This window comes from Sulfurovum sp. TSL1 (genome assembly GCF_019972135.1).
Taxonomy (GTDB): domain Bacteria; phylum Campylobacterota; class Campylobacteria; order Campylobacterales; family Sulfurovaceae; genus Sulfurovum.
This window is the reverse complement of record NZ_BPFI01000001.1, coordinates 101,343-121,362: the sequence shown is the minus strand read 5'-3', so window position 1 is coordinate 121,362 and position 20,020 is coordinate 101,343. Positions and strand designations below refer to the sequence as shown.

Sequence of the window (20,020 nt, the reverse complement as noted above, 5' to 3'; positions counted from 1 at the left end):
GTGAAGAGAATCGTGAAGTTGACTACTCAACCATCGCTTCAAGGTCTGCTTTAGAAACCTTGTTGAAGTTTAGGTATTTGTAGATACTATCAGTCATTTCCGGCTTGATCTTATTTGAAACTATTTCCAAGTACTCTTCAGCTGTCGGGATCTTACCTTTCAGTGCAACCACCGCAGCAAGTTCAGCAGAACCAAGGTATACTTGAGAACCTTTACCAAGTCTGTTGTCGAAGTTTCTTGTTGATGTAGAGAATACCCATGCATTTTGCTTCACAGCTGCCTGGTTACCCATACATAGAGAACATCCTGGAGGCTCGATACGTGCTCCAGCCATTCCGAAGACTGAGTAGTACCCCTCTTCTGTCAATGTCTTCTCATCCATTTTTGTTGGAGGACAGATCCAAAGTTTAGTATCTACTTGACCTTCGCCTCTAAGTACTTCTGCATTCGCTCTGAAAAGACCGATGTTTGTCATACAAGAACCAACGAATACTTCATCGATATCTGTTCTTAGACCTGCTGCATGTACTTCAGAAAGTGTTTTAACATCATCCGGATCGTTTGGACATGCTACGATCGGCTCTTTGATCTCAGACATGTTGATCTCGATCACTGCTGCATAATCAGCATCTGCATCTGCATCCAATAACACTGGATTAGCGATCCAGTCTCTCATTTTTTGCGCACGTCTTTCAAGTGTCGCTTTATCTTCGTAACCTTGAGCGATCAACTCTTCGATCAATGCAATGTTAGACTCTAGGTACTCAATGATAGGCTCTTTGTCAAGCTTCACTGTACAAGCAGCAGCTGAACGCTCAGCAGACGCATCAGAAAGCTCAAATGCCTGCTCACACTTAAGTTGCTCAAGACCTTCGATCTCAAGTACACGTCCTGAGAAGATGTTTTTCTTACCAGCTTTTTCAACCGTCAAAAGACCGTCTTTGATCGCTTGGTAAGGAATAGCATTAACCATATCTCTAAGCGTGATACCTGGTTGCATTTCACCTGTAAATCTTACAAGTACAGACTCAGGCATAGTAAGTGGCATCATACCTGTTACCGCTGCAAACGCAACAAGTCCAGAACCTGCCGGGAATGAGATACCGATCGGGAATCTTGTGTGTGAATCCGCACCAGTACCAACTGTATCTGGAAGACACATTCTGTTCAGCCATGAGTGGATAACACCGTCACCTGGTCTAAGTGTGAACCCTTTTCTCTCAGTCATAAACTGTGGAAGTGTGTGGTGTAACTTGATATCTGCTGGTTTAGGGTATGCAGATGTGTGACAGAATGACTGAAGAACAAAGTCCGCACCAAAACTAAGTGCTGCAAGGTCTTTTACTTCATCTCTTGTCATTGCTCCAGTTGTATCTTGAGAACCGACAGTGGTACAAACCGGCTCACAGTAAACACCTGGTTTTACACCTTCAAGTCCACATGCTTTACCAACCATCTTTTGAGCAAGGGTAAACCCTTTACCGTTGTCAGCCGGTTGCTCAGGTGCCATGAATGCATCTGATGCACCAAGACCAAGCGCTTCTCTAGCTTTAGCCGTAAGACCTTTACCGATAATAAGTGGTACACGTCCACCAGCTCTCATCTCGTCTGGAAGCGTATTTGGCTCAAGTTTGAATTCAGATACAACTGCACCGTTTTTCTCGATCACACCGTCAAAAGGCTTAAGTGTGATCACATCACCGGTCTCTAATTCACCTACCGGTGCTTGAATTGGTATACATCCTGAATCTTCTGCAGTATTGAAGAAGATCGGGGCAATGATACCACCGATAACTACACCACCGGTTCTTTTTCCTGGGATCCCAGGAATATCTGTACCCATGTGCCATTGAACAGAGTTGATACCTGATTTTCTTGAAGAACCTGTACCTACAACATCACCAACGTATGCTAGCGGGTTACCTTTCTTTCTAAGCTCATCCATAGTCTCAAGCGGATTCTCCATTCTGTTCACGAGGAATGAGTTTGCGTGAAGCGGGATATCTGCTCTTGTAAATGCTTCTGACGCCGGAGAAAGGTCATCAGTGTTTGTTTCACCAGGGATCTTATAAACTGTCAGTGTGATCTCTTTTTCCATCTCTGGCTTGTTGTAGAACCACTCTGCATTTGCCCAAGACTCTACGATCTCTTTTGCTTTTGCATTACCTGCATCCATCATTGCTTTCACATCGTTAAATGCATCATATACAAGGATAGTATTTTTAAGTTGCTCAGCAGCTGCATCTGTCACTTCACCACCGATCTTAAGTGCTTCAACAAGTGGAGTCACATTGAATCCACCTAGCATAGATCCGAGGATCTCACATGCTTTTACTGCATCGATAGCATCACAAGTTGCATTACCTTGTACGATATCGTTTAGGAATGCTGCTTTTACGTAAGCGGCATCATCTACACCCGCAGGTACTTTATTTTGGAACATATCCATTGCGTAATCGACATCAGCGATCGGGCTTGCTTTTAATAATTCAACAAGCTGTGCCGTTTGATCAGCTGTAAGTGCGAGTGGCGGAACACCTAACTCAGCACGCTCAGCCGTATGTGCTTTATACTCTTCTAATAAGGCCATTATGGTCTCCTGTGTAATTTTTGTGCTGTATATTAACAAAAAAATAGCAGATTTAGTGTTCTATAAGAGGAAGATATGAATCAGATAATTTATTTGTATCGTATGGTTACATGAAAAGAGACCATTTAAGTCTCTTTTTAGCTTCAAGGATAAAATTAGACGATTTCTCTGTTACCTTTTGCGTTTGGTGCACTCAATACGCCCATTGCTTCCAGCTGTTCTATAATGTTTGCAGAACGGTTATATCCTATCTGAAGTTTTCGCTGCAGGTAGGAGATAGAGGTTTTTTTGTCTGTCAATACGACTGCCTTCGCATCTTCATAGAGAGGATCAAGTTCCATATCGCCCTCTTCTCCTTCACTTGCGCTGACTCCCCCTGCCACAAGATAGCTTTCATCATATTCCGGCGTACGCTGTGCTTTAAGGAACTCAACGATCTCTTCTATCTCTTCTTCTTTATTCCATGGGGCATGTAAACGTACCAGTCCTGTCGCACCAGGAGGCGTGAAGAGGCCGTCACCACGTCCAAGCAGACTCTCTGCTCCCATGGCATCCAAGATCACTTTTGAGTCTATACGTTGTCCCACACGGTAACTCAGTCTAGAGGGGAGATTGGCTTTGATGAGTCCTGTCACGACATCCACACTTGGCCTCTGTGTCGCTACGATAAGGTGTATCCCGCTCGCTCTTGCCATCTGCGCAAGTCTTGCAATAGAATACTCTACCTCCTTACCGCCGTTCATCATCAAGTCGGCCAGCTCATCTATGACGATCACAACGAAAGGGAAAGGCTCTGCAGAACCGTCAGCTTTTACTTTCTCATTGTAGTTGTCTATATTTTTTGTACGGTTCTCTGCCATCAGTTTATAACGCCGCTCCATCTCTCCTACCATATTGGCAAGGGCTGCGATGGCCTTTTTAGGTTCAGTGATGACCGGTGTGATCAAATGCGGTATATCATTATAGATCGAAAACTCCAGCATCTTGGGGTCAATAAGCATCAGTTTCAACTGATCAGGATCATTCCTGTAAAGCAAAGAGAGGATCATCGCATTGATACCTACGGATTTACCCGAACCCGTGGTTCCTGCTATGAGCAGGTGCGGAAGTTTTTTAATGTCTGTAATGAACGGTTTACCTACGATATCTTTACCTAAAGCTACCGTTAAAGGAGAACTGGAGTTTTTAAAGAGATCACTCTCAAGTATCTCACGAAGGTAGATCGTATCTACCGTTTCGTTTGGTATCTCTATCCCCACAACATCACGTCCGGGTATCGGTGCCTGTATACGTATCGTTTCCGCCGAAAGTGCCATTGCAAGGTCATCCTGGAGGTTTAAGATCTTAGAAACTTTGACATTGGGTGCAGGTTTGAACTCAAAGGTTGTGACCAAAGGACCGCTGTAGGTACGTACGACATCCCCATCTACGTTAAATTGCTGCAGTTTTGCGAGCAGCTCTTCTATCTTTCTGTCAATTTCTGCCTCATTGACCTTTTTTGTCGTTTTAGGTGCTTTTTGTAAAAAATCCAGCTTAGGCAGTTTGAAATTTTTAGGTTTGACGACTTGCCCTTTATCTATCTGCTCCATGAGTTTAGAGTTTTCTTCCAACTCATTGATGAACTCTACATGGGACTTACCTGCAGCCCTTTTTTCTGCAGAAATATGCATTTCCATCTCATGTTCAAGTTCGAGTATTTCATTGAGCACAGGATCATCCGATTCATCCAGTGCCTGCACTGTCTCTGCTTCTGTTTTAGTTACAACTTTTTTTGCATCAGGCTTTCTTTTCACGCGTGTTCTCTTAGGATTTTCTTCAGCAGCATCCAGTACAGGCATCATTTCATCTTCAAGAGAAGGTGAAGCAAAAGGGTTTGTAAATATCTTTTTTAATACTTTTCCCAATACAGAAAAAGTGCTTCCTACCCATCTAAAAGAGAGTGAAGCCTCAGGTCTGTTCATCTTAAATCTGGAGAAGTCAAAGTCATCATCGATAATGAACACCAAAGAGAGTGCCATGATCATCAACCAAAAGAGCCAGAGCCCCGCTTTTCCGATGAGCGGGTAGAGGAATTCCACGATCTGTGTACCTATGAAACCTCTCTCTTGACCCTCCAGTACCAAGGCGCTAAAGAGTATCAATGAGATAAAAAAGAGTATCCATCCTAAATAAAAATCGATATTTTTTCTTACACGGGCATCACTGTAAAGTTTGTAAAGAGGATAAAATAGAACAAAAAAATTGATATACGCAAGGTAGCCAAACAGATAGAGATTGGTATCTCCTATTTTTTTCCCGATATCACCCACCAATGCTGTTTCATGGAAGATAGTAGAAAATGCAGCATAGATAAAAAGTATAGCCGTGACAATAATTGTGATTTTCAATGTAAATCCTAAATTAATATTAAATAATGAAGATATTATAACAAATTAAAATAAAACCCTATAAAGAAGGGTCAAATTGACATATTTTATTGCAGCGCTAAATACGTTTTGATCTTCTATATAAACGACCTCTACCGGATACGATTTTTAAATCCTGTATTGATACGCAAACGCAGCCCCAGATAATATGCATGTGTGATCGCTTTTTTAACGACATACGCAATATACCCTTTCACTTTGATATACTGGAACATTTCACCTACCGCATACTTACCGCCCAAGGCGATAAATACACCCGAAACACCCGCATCAAAAGGCTGAGATGGCACACCGTCCATTCTTTGTCTGATGGTTTTGGCCACATACTCTGCACTTTTTTCGGCAATTTGTGCGGTGGGAGGCAAAATGTTACCTTCTGCGTCTCTGATCTCCACACAATCACCTATGGCAAAGACCTCTTTTTTGCCTTGCACGTTAAGCTCCGGGCTGGCAATGAGCTGATTGATACGGTTTTTCTCATTCTCGATCGTATCAGTGAGTGATGATGCTTTGATCCCACCCGTAAAGATCATGAAACTGTAGGGGAGTTTTTCGCCATTTTTAAAGTGTACATGTGTAGTATCAACCGTGTGGATAAACGTACTTGTGAGGATCTTGACACCCAGTGCTTCCAATCTCTTCTTTGTATTGTCAATACTGTATTGCCCCATACCGGGAAGTATGGTATCACTCGCATCGATAAGATAGATATGTATCTCTTTTGCTGTATCTCCGATCGTTTTACTGTAATTCTCGAGCACATACGCCATCTCGGCAGCCACTTCTACACCGCTGAGTCCTGCTCCTCCCACAACAATATTCAGTTCACCATCTATAGCACCCTCTTGATGCTGCAATTTTTTGTAGATAAGGTTTTCAAACTTTATTCTGAAATTGTGTGCTCTTTCCAGATTTTTCACACCATGACTGTACTCTATCAGTCCTTCGATACATGAAAGGAAGTTTGTTTGTGCACCTGTAGCGATGATGAGATAATCATAAAAGAGATCTCTCCCATCCAAATGTACGCTTTTGCGCTCAAAATCGATCGAAGTAACCTCTTTATGGATGAACGCTACCCTCTCTTTAAATCCTTCACACCAGTTATACAGGTCGATCGCAATGTCATGCATATCAAATTGACCTGCAATATAACCGTACGCCTCGGTTTGTAAATAATGGTAGGGGTTTTTATCGATCAGCGTGATATCGATATCCGGATATTTAGAGAGCGTTTCGATAGCTCTGAGACCACCATAACCTCCACCGATCACCAATACTTTTTTCATCACTGTACATCTCCAAGCGTTGCTTTATACTCCATTTTACTCTGTTAAGATAAATCTAATGGTTTGATTGGACTATGGATACACATTTTATAAGATTTTATTTGTCGTCTACTAACCCTTCTTTAAGCTCCCTAGGAGTAAAATCCCATCTACATTTTACAATGTACCTATGCCGCAGTGATGGAACTGGTAGACTTGGTAGACTCAAAATCTTCTGCCTTCGGGCGTGTCGGTTCGAATCCGACCTGCGGTACCACAATCTCTTAAAACCACGATATACCTTCAAACAAGACAAAATAAAAAATATATTTCCACCCTAACACTATCTTATCTATGGTTATCTACATATCTGTTCTCAGACTTTTCCCTTTAAGAAATAAACTAAGAGACGTAATATAGGGATTTTCTCGAACTATTGAGTTTTCTTGCATAAAATCTACTGTGTAAAGTAGCGTACTCCGATACCCAATTGTATAAATAGTACCGTCAAACAGCTGTCAAAATGATTACCCGAGTTTAAACACAAAACGCGGAAAACGATCTTTTACAGATGCACAAATGCACCAAGACTGCTCTGAATGTACTGTACCTCATGCCGAAGATTATATACTCAGTAATTTGAATCACGACTGGCTTAAGATGATGGGAAAAGTTAAAAATTGTATAGAAAATTGGTATATTTTTAAGAAATAGCATTACATATTCGATATACTGATAATATAAAATATAGTAATAGTGGAACATTATTATGTTACACTATTAAATAGTTATACGCACGTTAAAGAATGTAAAGAGCTGGGATAGTACTCTGCTGATCACAACACTTTTAATGAATAAAAGAGATTTTATATGACAAGCGATCAAGTTATAATTATTACTGTGCTATTTGCAACTATGGTCATGTTCCTTTGGGGGCGTTGGCGCCATGACCTGGTTGCCTTGGGCGCTTTGCTGGTTTGTGTAGTCACGGGTCTGGTGCCTGGCAATGAAGCTTTTTCCGGGTTTGCTCACCCGGCGGTAATTACAGTGGCCTGTGTGCTCGTGCTCGGTTATGGCCTGTTGAACTCCGGTGCGATGGATATACTATCCCAGCGATTCATTCCAACATCGGCAGGACCAACTGTTAGCATTTTTGCACTCATCAGTTTGGCCGCCCTGCTTTCAGCTTTTATGAACAATGTTGGTGCTTTAGCAGTGCTGATGCCTCTGGCTATTCAGATGGCTGCCAAGCAGAACCTGCCGCCTGGTAAAATTCTTATGCCACTGGCCTTTGGCTCAATTCTGGGTGGCATGACCACACTCATCGGGACGCCGACCAACCTGATCGTTTCCGAGTTTCGAGCGAGCACGGGAATGGAGAGCTTCAGTATGTTTGATTTCACTCCTGTCGGCCTTGCTGTTGCTGTCTTTGGCATTATTTTCGTCGGCTTTATCGGCTGGCGATTGGTACCCACGCGAAAACAGGCAGATACCGACAGTTTTGACAGTGCTAAATACCTTAGTGAAGTTCGTATTGTTGAAGGCAGTAAAGCAGTGAATAAGCACCTGTATGAGGCTGAACAAATGTTGGATGAAGCCGATGCCCAGATTGTCAGCATGATACGCCAAGACGTCCATATTTCTGCACCAAATCCTTGGCGGGTATTAAAGGAAGGCGACATCCTGGTTGTTGAAGTCGAACCAAAGTCATTATCATCCGCGCTTACAAGCCTGGGTCTCAAACTGGAAGAGGAGTTAGTGTCAGAGGATGCTCGGAAGGGTGACACCGAAGGAAAGGCGGAGCCGCTGGAAACTGAGTCGGGAACAATCAGTGAGGTTAATAATGAGAAAAGCGATAATGACAGGCAAAAATCGTCAGAGGTGGTGATCCAAGAACTGGTAGTAAAACCAAACGCAATTTTGATCGGCCGCTCGGCCTTAACTCTTGACTTGCGAGCCAGCTACGGTATTAGCCTCTTGGCTATATCGCGAGAGGGTCATCGTTCGATTCAACGCTTAAGGTCTATTCCCATCAAGGCTGGTGATGTGCTGCTTATGCAAGGCACACCTGAGGCGATTGCTAGTTTTTCCTCCTCATTCGGCTGTCTGCCGCTTGCTCCGCGTGATATACGGGTTCCCAAAAAAGGACAGGCTTTTACTGCCGCGTTTATCATGGCTGTTACAATTGGCGCTGCAGCATTAGGTCTATTCCCCGTGCCCGTGTTGTTCGCCATCGCAATGTTTGCCTATATCGTGCTGCACATCGTGCCGCTTAGATCAGTTTATACAGCTATCGATTGGCCAGTGATTGTGTTGTTAGCGGCAATGCTCCCGGTCGCCGGTGCTATCGCCTCTACCGGTACGGCTGACATGATTGCACATTTTTTGTTGGATAAGGTGACACAAGGGGATGCTATTTTTGGGCTGATAACACTGCTAGTGGTTACAATGTTTCTTTCTGACCTGGCCAACAATGCTGCCACCGCAGCGATAATGTGCCCCATTGCAATCAGTACCGCTGCGCAACTTGAGGTAAATGCCGATGCCTTTTTAATGGCTGTAGCAGTGGGAGCTTCGTCTGCTTTTTTGACACCTATCGGCCACCAGAACAATACCCTTATCCTTGGGCCAAGCGGCTTTCAATTTGGCGATTACTGGCGCTTGGGAATACTCCTGGAAATCATTGTAATAGGGATAAGTGTACCTACGATACTATGGGTCTGGCCACTGTAATGTTATGAAAAGCGTATAACAAAATATAAAGTAGAAAAAAAAGGTATATGATGAAAAAGCTAAAAAGAATTGTTGTAGGAATAGATGTTTTTGAAAGATCAAATAATGTTTTAAAAAGAGCATTTATGCTGGCAAAAGAAAATAAGGCGCAGTTGTTTGTTGTTCAAGCTGTACAAATACCTTGGTTGGCTATGCCAAACTATTTTGATACAGGTGAAATATCTATCGATAAGAGCGGTATCAAAAAAAAGATAGAAAAAAAGATAAAAAGGTTGAATACAGATGGCAAGATAACATGTTCAGTCTCTGTAAAAGAAGGTGATGCCGACGATGTGATACTTTATGCAGCAAAATCACATAAAGCAGATATGATTATTATCGGGGCACACAGTAACTCAAAAGACAGAAAACGTTTACTGGGGACAACCGCACAAAAAGTAGCACATCAAAGCAATTTACCGGTTTTAATTGTCAAGAAGCGTGTCAAAGGCGACTATCAAAATATTTTAGCTCCAACAGATTTTGAAATCCAATCAAAACAGAGTGTCCTGTTTGCAAAAAATATTTTTCCAAAAGCAAAAATAAGTGCAATTCATGCCTCCGAAACAATCTATATCGAAGGTCCCTACACTGTAGTTGGATATGATTTTTCACACTATAATAGATTGGCGAAAGTTTGTGCTAAAAAAAACATGAAGGATTTCATAAAAGAGGTCTCTGCTGAAAAAGGAAAAGTGATTGATGGAAAGCTAGATAGTAAAAAAGTAATACTTCAATACATAGAAAAAAACTCTTTCGATCTTGTAGTTATAGGTTCACAGGGCACTGCAGGACTTCAAGCACTATTGGGGAGCGTTGCTTCATATATCTTAAACACATCTCCATGTGATGTGTTGGTTTATGTGCCTAAAGATTGATTTTTTCAAAGAGAAGAGAATTGTATTTCAATGCTCTCCTGTACTGCCAGAAAGTTTAATTATTTTTCTTTTAGGAGAATCATATTATAGCCCAATAAGCTACATATAACAGTCGTTTGCTATAATATGTCCGTATTTTTATAAAATATGCGGGCGTAGCTCAGTGGCTAGAGTTCCTGCCTTCCAAGCAGGCTGTCGAGGGTTCGAATCCCTTCGCCCGCTCCACTTTAACAAACTAATTTATACACATGATCAATATGCGGGCGTAGCTCAGTGGTAGAGCATAACCTTGCCAAGGTTGGGGTCGACGGTTCGAACCCGTTCGCCCGCTCCATACATATGTGATCTTTCAACCAAATCCCAACTCTTAATTTCTTTTGCTATAATCCCTTTTATAAAACATAAGGCATAGCATGAAACTCGTTGTGGCAATTACCGGTGCAAGTGGTGTTCAGCTGGGTAAGAAGTTTGTTGACTTTTTACCTGAGCACATCGATGTCCACGTGATCGTTTCCGATAACGCCCTCACTGTAGAGTCTTTTGAAAATAAAAATGTCACTTTACACTCCAGTGAGAATATCGCAGCGTCTGTCTCTTCGGGTTCGTTTAGAGTGGATGCAACAGCGATCATCCCTTGCAGTATGAATACCTTAGCAAAGGTGGCCTGCGGGATCAGTGATAACCTTGCCACACGTGTTGCTGCGGTAGCGATAAAAGAGCAGAAAAAACTGCTCCTAGCACCCAGAGAGTTACCTTTTTCTGCCATAGCGTTGGAGAATATGCAAAAATTAGCCACACTGGGAGTCATCATCGCACCGCCTGTAATGGGATACTATTCTGAATCATCTTCTCTGGAAGATATGGAAAAGTTTATCATTGGAAAGTGGTATGATGTGTTAGGTATTGACAATAATCTATATGAAAGATGGAGTGAACATGAGTGAAAATAGACGTGCAATATACCCCGGAACGTTTGACCCTATAACCAATGGACATATAGATATTATCAGCCGGGCATCTCACATGTTTGATGAGATCATCGTCGCCGTAGCAGACTCAGAGGCCAAAAAACCGATGTTCACACTTGAACAACGCATCAATATGGTCAAAGCTGCCACGAAAAACTTTCCTACAGTAAAAGTCATAGGATTTCGGGGTTTGCTTGTGGATCTTTCAGATGAGTTAGAAGCGAATATCCTTGTAAGAGGTCTTAGAGCCGTCAGTGACTTCGAGTATGAACTTCAGATGGGATATGCGAATGCTTCTTTGAAAAAAGAGTTGGAGACCGTTTATCTGATGCCGAGCCTGGAGCATGCTTTTGTCAGTTCATCTGTGGTGCGTTCCATTCTAAACTTCGATGGAAAGATAGCACATCTTGTGCCTGCTGAAGCATTTAAACTCATAAAGTGTGTCCTTTAATGTATGTACTTTTTGAAGGCATAGACACGTGTGGAAAGAGTACACAGATCGAACTGATCTCACAGAAACACCCTGAGATCATAGTCACACATGAACCCGGCGGTACTGCATTCGGTCAAAAGGCCAGAGAGATACTCCTTTCTGATTCATTGACCTCCAAACGTGCGGAACTTTTGCTCTTCCTGGCAGACAGAGCGGAACATTACCGGGAAGTGATCTTGCCAAATCAACATAAGGTCATCATCTCTGACAGGGGATTTCTCTCCGGCATAGGGTATGCTCTGGCAAACGGTGATTTTGATTTTGATGAACTTGTCAGTCTCAACCGCTTTGCACTTGAAGGCCATTTCCCGGACAAGGTCATCCTGTTCTTGACCGATATGAAGACACTGGAAGAGCGCACTTCTGTGAAATCTCTGGATGGCATTGAACTCAGGGGCTTGAAATATCTTTTAAAGGTACAAGAACATATGAAACAGAGTATCCTCAAACTGGGTATCCCCCATCTTTTTGTCGATGCGACAGAAGAGATAGAAACCATACACACACAAATAACAGACTATTTAAGGAACACACTATGATCAACCCGCTACGTGGAATGAAAGACCTCACTTTTGAAGAGAGCGAACGTTTTGAACATATCATCAACACTGCTTCAAGTATTGCAAAGCGTTACGGCTATGGATATATCGAAACGCCTATTCTTGAGGAGACCGCACTCTTTAAGCGTTCTGTAGGAGAAAGCTCTGATATCGTAGGAAAGGAGATGTACCAGTTCACCGATAAAGGTGAAAATGATGTCTGTATGCGTCCTGAAGGTACAGCAGGTGTGGTTCGCGCCTTTATCTCTGCAAAGCTTGACCGCCAACCGGTCAAACAAAAATTCTACTATTACGGCCCGATGTTCCGTTATGAAAAACCGCAAAAAGGAAGGCTCAGAGAGTTTCACCAGTTCGGATGTGAGAGCTTCGGTGAAGCATCTGTCTATGAAGATTTTACTATCATCACCATGATCGCACAGATCTTCGATGCACTCGGTATCGGCTATGAACTGCAGATCAATTCACTTGGTTGTAAAATATGTATGCCAAAGTATAAAGAGACGCTGGTGAACTCGTTCACTGAAATCAAAGAGGAACTTTGTGAAGATTGTAACAGAAGAATAGGAACCAACCCTATCCGTGTACTTGACTGTAAAAATGATAAATGTCAAACATTGCTTGTAGAGTCTCCTAAACTTAAAGACTACCTTTGTGAAGCGTGTGACCCTGACTTTAAAAAGCTTAAAGAGCTGCTCGATCAAGAAGGTATTCAATACACAGTGAATGACAATCTTGTAAGAGGTTTGGACTACTACTCAAAAACAGCATTTGAATTTGTAAGCAGTGAGATCGGTGCACAAAGTGCTATCGCAGGTGGTGGACGTTATGACAGGCTTGTTGAGTTCCTAGATGGAAAACCGACTCCTGCAGTAGGATTTGCTCTAGGTATCGAGCGTATTATGGAACTTGTGAAAATGCCTGAAAAAGAGGCTGAGGGTTACTATATGGGTGCGATGATTCCAGATGCCATCCCATCACTGCTCAAACTTGCAACAAAAAAACGTCTTACGGATAAAGTCACAGTTGAATACAGCTCAAAAGGCTTCAAAAGCCATATGAAAGGTGTAGATAAATCCAATGCCAAATATGCTGTTCTCATCGGTGAAGATGAACTGAAAAATGGTACCGTATGGATAAAAGATCTTGAAAGTAAAGAAGAGCGGGTCATTGCTATCAATGAACTCTAAATGATGATACGAAACCCATAGGTTTCGTATCCATTTTTAAGGGTTAGAAGTTATACATGATACCTGCAAGGATAGCGTCACCGTGTGGTCCTTCTATCAGTGAATGTTCATACTCAGCGAGCAGTTTATACTTTGTATTGAGTGCATATTCAATACCTGCACCAAATACAAAATCATCTTCTCTCTCATCGATGTCAAGTTCTGAGATCTTTTCCCACTCGAACTCATATCCTACTTTACCGAAAATACCCAGCTTATGTGTCGCTTCATACGTGTAGACAATGTCCAGTGCGGATGTGTGGTATGTCGATCTAGCTTTTATCTTTTCATCTGCAGTGATCTCATACACCGTATTTCTTCCATAGGTATAGTCATACTCAAGTGCAAATCCATTACCCAGTCTGTACCCTATATCGATACCAAAACCGTAGCCATATTCATCATTACCGTCAAGAAGGGCCTCACCGTGTCGGATCTCATCTCCCAGTAGCGTCATACCCGCTACTACCACATAGAACTTCGACTCTTCATGATCTCCTTGTGCATGCGATACTTCTTCTAAAACGGGTTCATTTACCTCAACAGGAGCGATATCCCCTCCGGCAAAAAGTTGTGTTGTCAGGTGTGCTGAAAGTGCAGCTGCCACTAATGCTTTTTTCATCTGTTTTTCCTTTTTTTGAATACTATCAAATAATTAATATCATAAATACTAATGACTATTTACTTAAATAAACAATTTTTACTGCATAAAAAGTGGTTTTTAATCAAATTTCCTGATACTTTTCAAATTTTTCACTTTTGCCCTCAATAAAATACATGAGATATATCAATATTATTTAAGCCATTTCAAGAGATCTTGACTGAGTTTGGCGATCACTCTATTGGTTGCGTTCGCATAACCTTTGGCATCTGTCGTTGGTGTAGGTTCTTTGTAAGAAAATCTTTTACTTTTTACCAGTCTGCCCCTGTCTGCATCGATGAGGGTAAATTGTATGGAGACCACGGCATAAGAGTCTCTGCCTCGTACCTGGTGTTCAAAATCAAAAATATTACTTTCCAGTCTATAGTTCTCTTCAAGGGTTGACATATCTGAAAGTACCACTTTGAAAAGTCTGCTGTGATCCAAGACTTCTATGAATGTACCTTGCAAGATCCTGCTCATGTTATTGGACCACTGGGAATTTTGGTAGGCTCCTCTATCATTGGCGGTATAGGAAAAGTGCATTTTTTCAGACAACGGTTCTTTGATACTTTGCGGGAATGTCACTTTGATGCTTTTATCTTTATAGTGACCGGCAGTCTCTGTATGCACCTCAGGAACATTAAGACTATAGACGTTGAGGACAGGTGCTTTACTGCACCCTATCAATCCTGTTGCTATCATCATAGCCACGATATGGGTCAGTGTACTTCTTCTCATTCTCCCGGTCCCTTTCTTAATGATCTGGATTTAAAAAGCAACTCACTAGGGTTTTGTTCAAGCTGCTTTGACATCGCAGTGAGTTGATTTGTCAATATGCGTATCTCTATAAGCATAGGTTCAAAGATCTGTTTGAGATTATAATCCCCTCTCTCTATCGTATTTTCAACTTTGAGTGTCATACGATTGAAATTCTTACTTGTTTCCATTAATTTGTCGATGGTAGGCACAGAAACCTGTTTAATTTCTGCAAAATCCTGCTGTATCTTTTTGAACTCCCCATTCATATTTGCCAGAGATACCCTGAATTCATCCAGTGTCAATATGACCTTTTCTTCCAGTTCTCCACCTTTGGCTGTCATTTGTTCTATATTATCAAGGATCTCACCCAACGTTTCAATGTTATCATCCGAAAGCAGTTTCTGGCTCTGTACTAAAAGCGCTTCGATCTTTCCGCTTGCTCCGCCAATGTCACCTGCCAACTGTGTGAGAAAGGAGGTTTTTGTCTTAATTATCGGGATATAGTCATCTGTAGGCTCCAAGGTTTTAGCTCCGTTCGTACCACCTTCGATCTCTATGGACAAAAGTCCGGTCACACCGAACATCGCTGTATGCGCTACCATATCTTCTTTGATGGGTATCCCTTTTTTTATTTTGACGAATACTTCAACGGTTTCTATATCTTGAGGATCAATTTGTATGGCACTGACACTGCCGATATCCACACCACGTAATTTGACATTGGAATCTATAGAGAGACCTGCAACAGATTCATGCATTTCGAGTTTATAGATGTCAAATTCTTCTTGCAGATCAACCTTGGCAAGCCAAAAAGCAAACCATACCATTCCTGCACCAAAAAGTACTACGAAGATACCCACAATGGTATAATTGACTCTGCTATACATCTTTAACCTTCTCTTTGAATCTCTCTTTGATGTATTCATTCTTAAAGAATTCTTCTACAAAGGGATGTTGTGATTGTAACACATTTTCCAGTGATCCCTCTGCAACCACATGCTGATCTGCCAAAACGGCCAGCCTGTCCACGATACTGAAAATGCTCTCAAGGTCATGTGTGATCATTACAACCGTGATACCTAAGAGATCACGCAGCTCCACGATCAGTGCATCAAAATTTCGTGCACCTATGGGATCCAGACCGGAGGTCGGTTCATCTAAAAAAAGGAGCTTTGGCTCCATCGCCAATGCCCTTGCAAGTGCTGCACGTTTCACCATCCCGCCACTGAGTTCGGAAGGATACAGACTGCCTACATGAGGGTCCAATCCCACAAGTGCCAGCTTGGATCGTACCAGTTTATCTCTCATCTCTTTTGAGATATCCGTATACTCCTTAAGCTGTACCTCTATATTTTCCGCGACCGTCAAAGAGGAGTAGAGTGCTCCGAACTGAAAAAGCACACCCCAGTCACTGCGTAATGCCTGTGCCTCTTTAAAACCTATACGGCTTAGTGATTTACCCAAAACGGTTATCTCACCTGCACTGGGTTCCAGCAGCATGATCATCTCTTTCATGAGTACCGATTTTCCTGAACCGCTTTGACCCAAGATCGCATAGATCTCATTTTCATCGATATGAAGACTCACCCCATCATGCACCGTTCTTTCACCAAATCTCGTGATGACATCTTTTACCTGAATGACGTTATTCATAGCCCAAGCTCCGTAAATATCACTGAGAAAAGGGCATCAAATGCGATCACTAAAAAGATCGAGTTCACCACTGACGCGGTTGTATGAAGTCCCACACTCTCAGTATTATAAGAGACCTGAAATCCTCTAAAGCATCCTACCGCAGCGATGAGAAATGCAAAGACCGGTCCCTTCATCATACCGAGTAGATAGTGTTTCACTTCCAACACCTCATAAAGCCTTTGGGTGAACAATCCCATAGAAATATCCAGCTGCATACTCGCAGCGACCATACCACCCAGGATACCTATAAGATCCGCGAAGAAGATCAACAATGGCAGTGCTACCATTAAAGCAAAGATACGCGGAAGTACCAGGAAAGTATAAGGATCAAAGCCCATCGTACGCATGGCGGCTATCTCTTCTGTGATTTTCATCGCCCCTATTTCAGCCGTGTAGGCAGAACCGCTGCGTCCTGCGATCACAATAGCTGTGATCATAGGTCCCAACTCCCTGGTAATGGATATCGCGACCGTATCTACGATAAAAATATCTGCGCCGAACTTGGCTAACTGAACAGACCCCTGATAGGAGATGACCATCCCTACTAAAAATGATGTTAAAGCGATGATGATCAGGGCATTGAAGCCTGATTGATGGATATGGTAGATGGTCTCTTTAAAACGTATATCTTTAGGTTTGACGAATGTATGGAACATGGCATAAAAAAGATGCCCTAAAAAAGTAATGAAACTCTTTATTTGATCCCATACCTCATAGCTTCTTCTACCCAGGTTTTCCAGCATACCTTGTTTTCTTGGTGCTTCGATCTCCGGGATATCTCTATGAAGCAGCGTATACATATCTTTTTGATTCTCTGTATACCCTACGATCTCCACCTCTGTCTCTTTTTGAAATCGTTCATAATAGTCTATAAAAAGCAGTACCCCTGCACTGTCAAAATCACTGATACCCGAAACATCCCAAACGATCTTTTTATCAGTAGGGACCTGGAGCAGTTCCTTTTCTATCTGAAGTACCGTGCCAAGCATCCAATCTCCTGTAGAGACAAGCGTAAGGTGATCCCGGTCGGCTTCGTAGGTTAAGAATTGTTTCATCATAAGAAATATTATAGGTAAGATTAGATTAAGTTTGGCTATAATTATCATAATAAAACAACAAGGCACTACTATGAAAAATTTTGGGTTAGACATTTGGGGTGATGACAACTTTATCATTCAGGGTGATACTATCAATATCAATCATGCCTCTAAGCCATCATTGCTTTCCATCACACAGGAGATCCGTGATAAAGGCTATAAAGGGCCTCTTCTTCTGCGTTTTCCTCATCTCCTGGAGAAACAGATATCTACACTCTTTAAAACTTTTGAAAAAGCCAAACAGGAATTTAAATACAAAGGAAATTTTCAAGCTGTTTTTCCTCTCAAGGTCAATCAATTTCCAAATTTTGTGCATGCACTGATGGATGTTTCCAAAAATTACAACTACGGCCTTGAGGCGGGAAGTAAAGCCGAACTGATTATTGCTATGACCAAAACCCCTCTGGGTGCACCTATCACGGTGAATGGTTTTAAAGACAAAGAGATGATATCACTCTGTTTCATCGCAGCAAAGATGGGGCACAACATCACCGTGACCATAGAAGGTTTAACAGAGTTGGAGACGATCATCCAGGTCAACAAAGAGTTTAATGAGGATGTAGAAACACCTATCTCACCTAAGATCGGTGTACGTATACGTCTTCACAGTTCAGGCATAGGTATCTGGGCAAAAAGCGGAGGATACGGTTCTAAATTCGGTCTTACTTCCACCGAGCTTCTTGAGGCCTATGAAATGCTGAAACAGCATGCGCTTTTAGACTATCTCTGGATGATCCATTTTCATATAGGTTCACAGATGGGAGACATCGCTCCACTTAAAAAAGCATTGAGGGAAGCCGGAAATATTTATGCAGATCTCAAAAAACGCGGGGCAGATGCACTTGGGGCGATCAATCTCGGTGGAGGCCTTGCTGTTGAATACAGCCAACATGAGGATAAACAGGAGAGAAACTATTCTCTACGGGAATTTGCCAATGATGTGGTGTTCCTTATGCAGGATATTTCCAAACGAAAAGGTGTGGAAGAACCGGATATCTTTACCGAGTCTGGACGATATATCGCCGCGTCTCACTCGGTGCTTGTTGCACCTGTACTTGAACTCTTCTCCCAGGAATATACAGAGAAAGGACTGCGTCTCAAAGAGGTCAACCCTCCACTGGTAGAAGAACTCTATGACCTTTATAACTCTTTAAGCCGTGCACGTGCGAGAGAGTACCTGCATGATGCACTTGATCATATGGAAAGCCTGCTGACGCTCTTTGATCTAGGCTACATTGACCTTGAAGACCGTTCCAATACAGAGATACTTGTCAACCTTATCATCAAAAAATCTATCGCACTGCTCAAGAATGAAGACAGTGATGAACTCAAAAAACTGCAGGACCGTATACAGGAAAAGTACCTTGTCAATTTCTCCGCTTTCCAGTCACTGCCTGACTTTTGGGGTCTGGCGCAGCACTTTCCCATCATGCCTTTGGACCGTTTGGATATCAAACCGACCAATCCGGCAAGCATTTGGGATATCACCTGTGACAGTGATGGGGAGATAGGCTTTAACCGTGATCTTCCACTCTACCTGCATGATATCGATGTGGATACAGAAGAGTACTTTTTAGCTTTTTTCCTTACAGGCGCGTATCAAGAGGTCCTGGGTATGAAACATAACCTCTTTACCCACCCTACTGAAGCAGTGATCAACTTTGATGCAGAGGGGAAATATACCATTGATAATTTGATCGAAGCACAGAACATTATGGATGTTTTAGATGATCTGGATTATGATACCTATCTCATAGATAAAGTACTCAAATACAATATAGAAGAATCTGTTCTTTTGAACAATGAAGAAAAACGTGAACTTCTAGGAAAACTTTACCTTTATTTAAGTGAAAACAGCTATCTTAAGACGATACAAGCCATTGACGAGGAGCGTTAAAATTGAATCCATTTAGTCTTATCAAAGAAGATTTTCTCAATGTAAAAAGAAATGACCCTGCCCTGCACTCTACCTTTGAACTCTTTTTTAACTACCCCGGACTATGGGCACTTTTTTTTTATCGTTTGGCACACCCGCTTTACAAAAAAGGGCTAAGGTTCCTTCCGCGGCTCATCTCTGCAATCGGACAGTTTTTAACAGTGATAGATATACATCCCGCTGCAACCATCGGCCGCAGGGTTTTCATTGACCATGGTGTGGGGGTTGTGATCGGAGAAACAGCGGTCATCGGCGATGATGTCATCATCTATCAACAGGTCACACTTGGCGGGGTCAGCCTTACAAAAGGTAAAAGACACCCGACGATAGAAAATGGTGCAGTCATCGGTGCGGGAGCCAAAGTACTCGGAAACATCACCATTGGGGCCAACTCCAAGGTCGGTGCGAACTCTGTTGTGGTAAAAAATGTACCGGCCGATTCGACTGCCGTAGGTATTCCTGCACGTGTCCTTAAACGCGGATTCGATAAAACACCGCTCAGTCACGATAAAATCCCGGATATCAATAAAGAGATATTTCAATATCTTCTCAAACGTCTTGCAGTGCTTGAAACAGCGATTGAAACCGGGGATAATGCACATATTAAAGAAAAAGACCATGAGCTCGATGCACTTTATGATAACTTTATCCACTCTATGGATTAGAAAAATCAACGGCTTTTTTTAACGCATTTTTTGCTACAATTATC

General features: G+C 42.2%; 16 protein-coding genes and 3 tRNA genes. 11 read left to right on the top strand and 8 right to left on the bottom strand.

Annotated features, from left to right (window positions below):
• Positions 1–22 precede the first annotated feature (22 nt).
• The 3 genes from acnB to LDM98_RS00565 all read right to left on the bottom strand — a co-directional run bounded on the left by acnB (position 23) and on the right by LDM98_RS00565 (position 6,305).
• Positions 23–2,590 (bottom strand): bifunctional aconitate hydratase 2/2-methylisocitrate dehydratase, encoded by a 2,568-nt coding sequence (gene acnB / locus LDM98_RS00575; RefSeq protein ID WP_223897191.1) that lies wholly within the window; start codon positions 2,588–2,590, stop codon positions 23–25.
• 155 nt (positions 2,591–2,745) lie between these two features.
• Entirely contained in the window at positions 2,746–4,977 is a 2,232-nt protein-coding gene (locus LDM98_RS00570; protein WP_223897189.1) for a DNA translocase FtsK, read from the bottom strand.
• A 131-nt stretch (positions 4,978–5,108) separates the two neighbouring features.
• The gene (locus tag LDM98_RS00565; protein WP_223897187.1) at positions 5,109–6,305 is read right to left on the bottom strand and encodes an NAD(P)/FAD-dependent oxidoreductase; all 1,197 of its coding nucleotides are present in this window, start codon (positions 6,303–6,305) and stop codon (positions 5,109–5,111) included.
• Between the two features lie 171 nt (positions 6,306–6,476).
• On the opposite strand from LDM98_RS00565, the gene LDM98_RS00560 reads away from it, so the two are divergent.
• The 9 genes from LDM98_RS00560 (at position 6,477) to hisS (ending at position 13,142) form a co-directional block, all read left to right on the top strand.
• Positions 6,477–6,561 (top strand) — tRNA-Leu (locus LDM98_RS00560).
• Positions 6,562–7,154: 593 nt separating this feature from the next.
• The gene (locus LDM98_RS00555) at positions 7,155–9,017 is read left to right on the top strand and encodes an SLC13 family permease (protein WP_223897185.1); all 1,863 of its coding nucleotides are present in this window, start codon (positions 7,155–7,157) and stop codon (positions 9,015–9,017) included.
• Between the two features lie 50 nt (positions 9,018–9,067).
• A complete protein-coding gene (locus tag LDM98_RS00550) occupies positions 9,068–9,934 on the top strand; it encodes a universal stress protein (RefSeq protein ID WP_223897183.1) in 867 nt (288 codons plus the stop codon).
• Positions 9,935–10,083: 149 nt separating this feature from the next.
• A tRNA-Gly gene (locus LDM98_RS00545) sits at positions 10,084–10,159 on the top strand.
• A 34-nt stretch (positions 10,160–10,193) separates the two neighbouring features.
• A tRNA-Gly gene (locus LDM98_RS00540) sits at positions 10,194–10,268 on the top strand.
• A 79-nt stretch (positions 10,269–10,347) separates the two neighbouring features.
• Positions 10,348–10,878 carry a UbiX family flavin prenyltransferase gene (locus tag LDM98_RS00535; protein WP_223897181.1) on the top strand — a complete coding sequence of 177 codons (531 nt, stop codon included), beginning with the start codon at positions 10,348–10,350 and terminating at the stop codon, positions 10,876–10,878.
• On the top strand, positions 10,871–11,353 hold the full coding sequence (gene coaD / locus LDM98_RS00530) for a pantetheine-phosphate adenylyltransferase (protein ID WP_223897179.1): 483 nt from the start codon (positions 10,871–10,873) through the stop codon (positions 11,351–11,353). Before LDM98_RS00535 ends, coaD begins: the two co-directional genes overlap by 8 nt.
• Positions 11,353–11,934, top strand: coding sequence for a dTMP kinase (tmk, locus tag LDM98_RS00525; protein ID WP_223897177.1), 582 nt, complete (start codon positions 11,353–11,355; stop codon positions 11,932–11,934). Before coaD ends, tmk begins: the two co-directional genes overlap by 1 nt.
• Entirely contained in the window at positions 11,931–13,142 is a 1,212-nt protein-coding gene (gene hisS, locus LDM98_RS00520) for a histidine--tRNA ligase (protein WP_223897175.1), read from the top strand. The genes tmk and hisS overlap by 4 nt, the downstream gene beginning before the upstream one ends.
• A gap of 43 nt (positions 13,143–13,185) precedes the next feature.
• Here the strand turns inward: hisS and LDM98_RS00515 are convergent, their stop codons facing one another.
• The 5 genes from LDM98_RS00515 to LDM98_RS00495 all read right to left on the bottom strand — a co-directional run bounded on the left by LDM98_RS00515 (position 13,186) and on the right by LDM98_RS00495 (position 17,333).
• Positions 13,186–13,803, bottom strand: coding sequence for a porin family protein (locus LDM98_RS00515; protein WP_223897174.1), 618 nt, complete (start codon positions 13,801–13,803; stop codon positions 13,186–13,188).
• A 171-nt stretch (positions 13,804–13,974) separates the two neighbouring features.
• The gene (locus LDM98_RS00510) at positions 13,975–14,562 is read right to left on the bottom strand and encodes an ABC-type transport auxiliary lipoprotein family protein (protein ID WP_223897173.1); all 588 of its coding nucleotides are present in this window, start codon (positions 14,560–14,562) and stop codon (positions 13,975–13,977) included.
• On the bottom strand, positions 14,559–15,470 hold the full coding sequence (locus LDM98_RS00505) for an MlaD family protein (protein WP_223897172.1): 912 nt from the start codon (positions 15,468–15,470) through the stop codon (positions 14,559–14,561). The genes LDM98_RS00510 and LDM98_RS00505 overlap by 4 nt, the downstream gene beginning before the upstream one ends.
• On the bottom strand, positions 15,463–16,236 hold the full coding sequence (locus tag LDM98_RS00500) for an ABC transporter ATP-binding protein (protein ID WP_223897171.1): 774 nt from the start codon (positions 16,234–16,236) through the stop codon (positions 15,463–15,465). Before LDM98_RS00500 ends, LDM98_RS00505 begins: the two co-directional genes overlap by 8 nt.
• Positions 16,233–17,333 (bottom strand): ABC transporter permease, encoded by a 1,101-nt coding sequence (locus LDM98_RS00495; RefSeq protein ID WP_223897170.1) that lies wholly within the window; start codon positions 17,331–17,333, stop codon positions 16,233–16,235. The genes LDM98_RS00500 and LDM98_RS00495 overlap by 4 nt, the downstream gene beginning before the upstream one ends.
• A gap of 73 nt (positions 17,334–17,406) precedes the next feature.
• Between LDM98_RS00495 and speA the strand changes: the two genes are divergently transcribed.
• Together speA and cysE are read left to right on the top strand one after the other, a co-directional pair.
• A complete protein-coding gene (gene speA / locus LDM98_RS00490; protein WP_223897169.1) occupies positions 17,407–19,272 on the top strand; it encodes a biosynthetic arginine decarboxylase in 1,866 nt (621 codons plus the stop codon).
• Positions 19,273–19,274: 2 nt separating this feature from the next.
• Positions 19,275–19,976 carry a serine O-acetyltransferase gene (gene cysE, locus LDM98_RS00485; protein ID WP_223897167.1) on the top strand — a complete coding sequence of 234 codons (702 nt, stop codon included), beginning with the start codon at positions 19,275–19,277 and terminating at the stop codon, positions 19,974–19,976.
• The last annotated feature ends 44 nt before the right edge of the window (positions 19,977–20,020 follow it).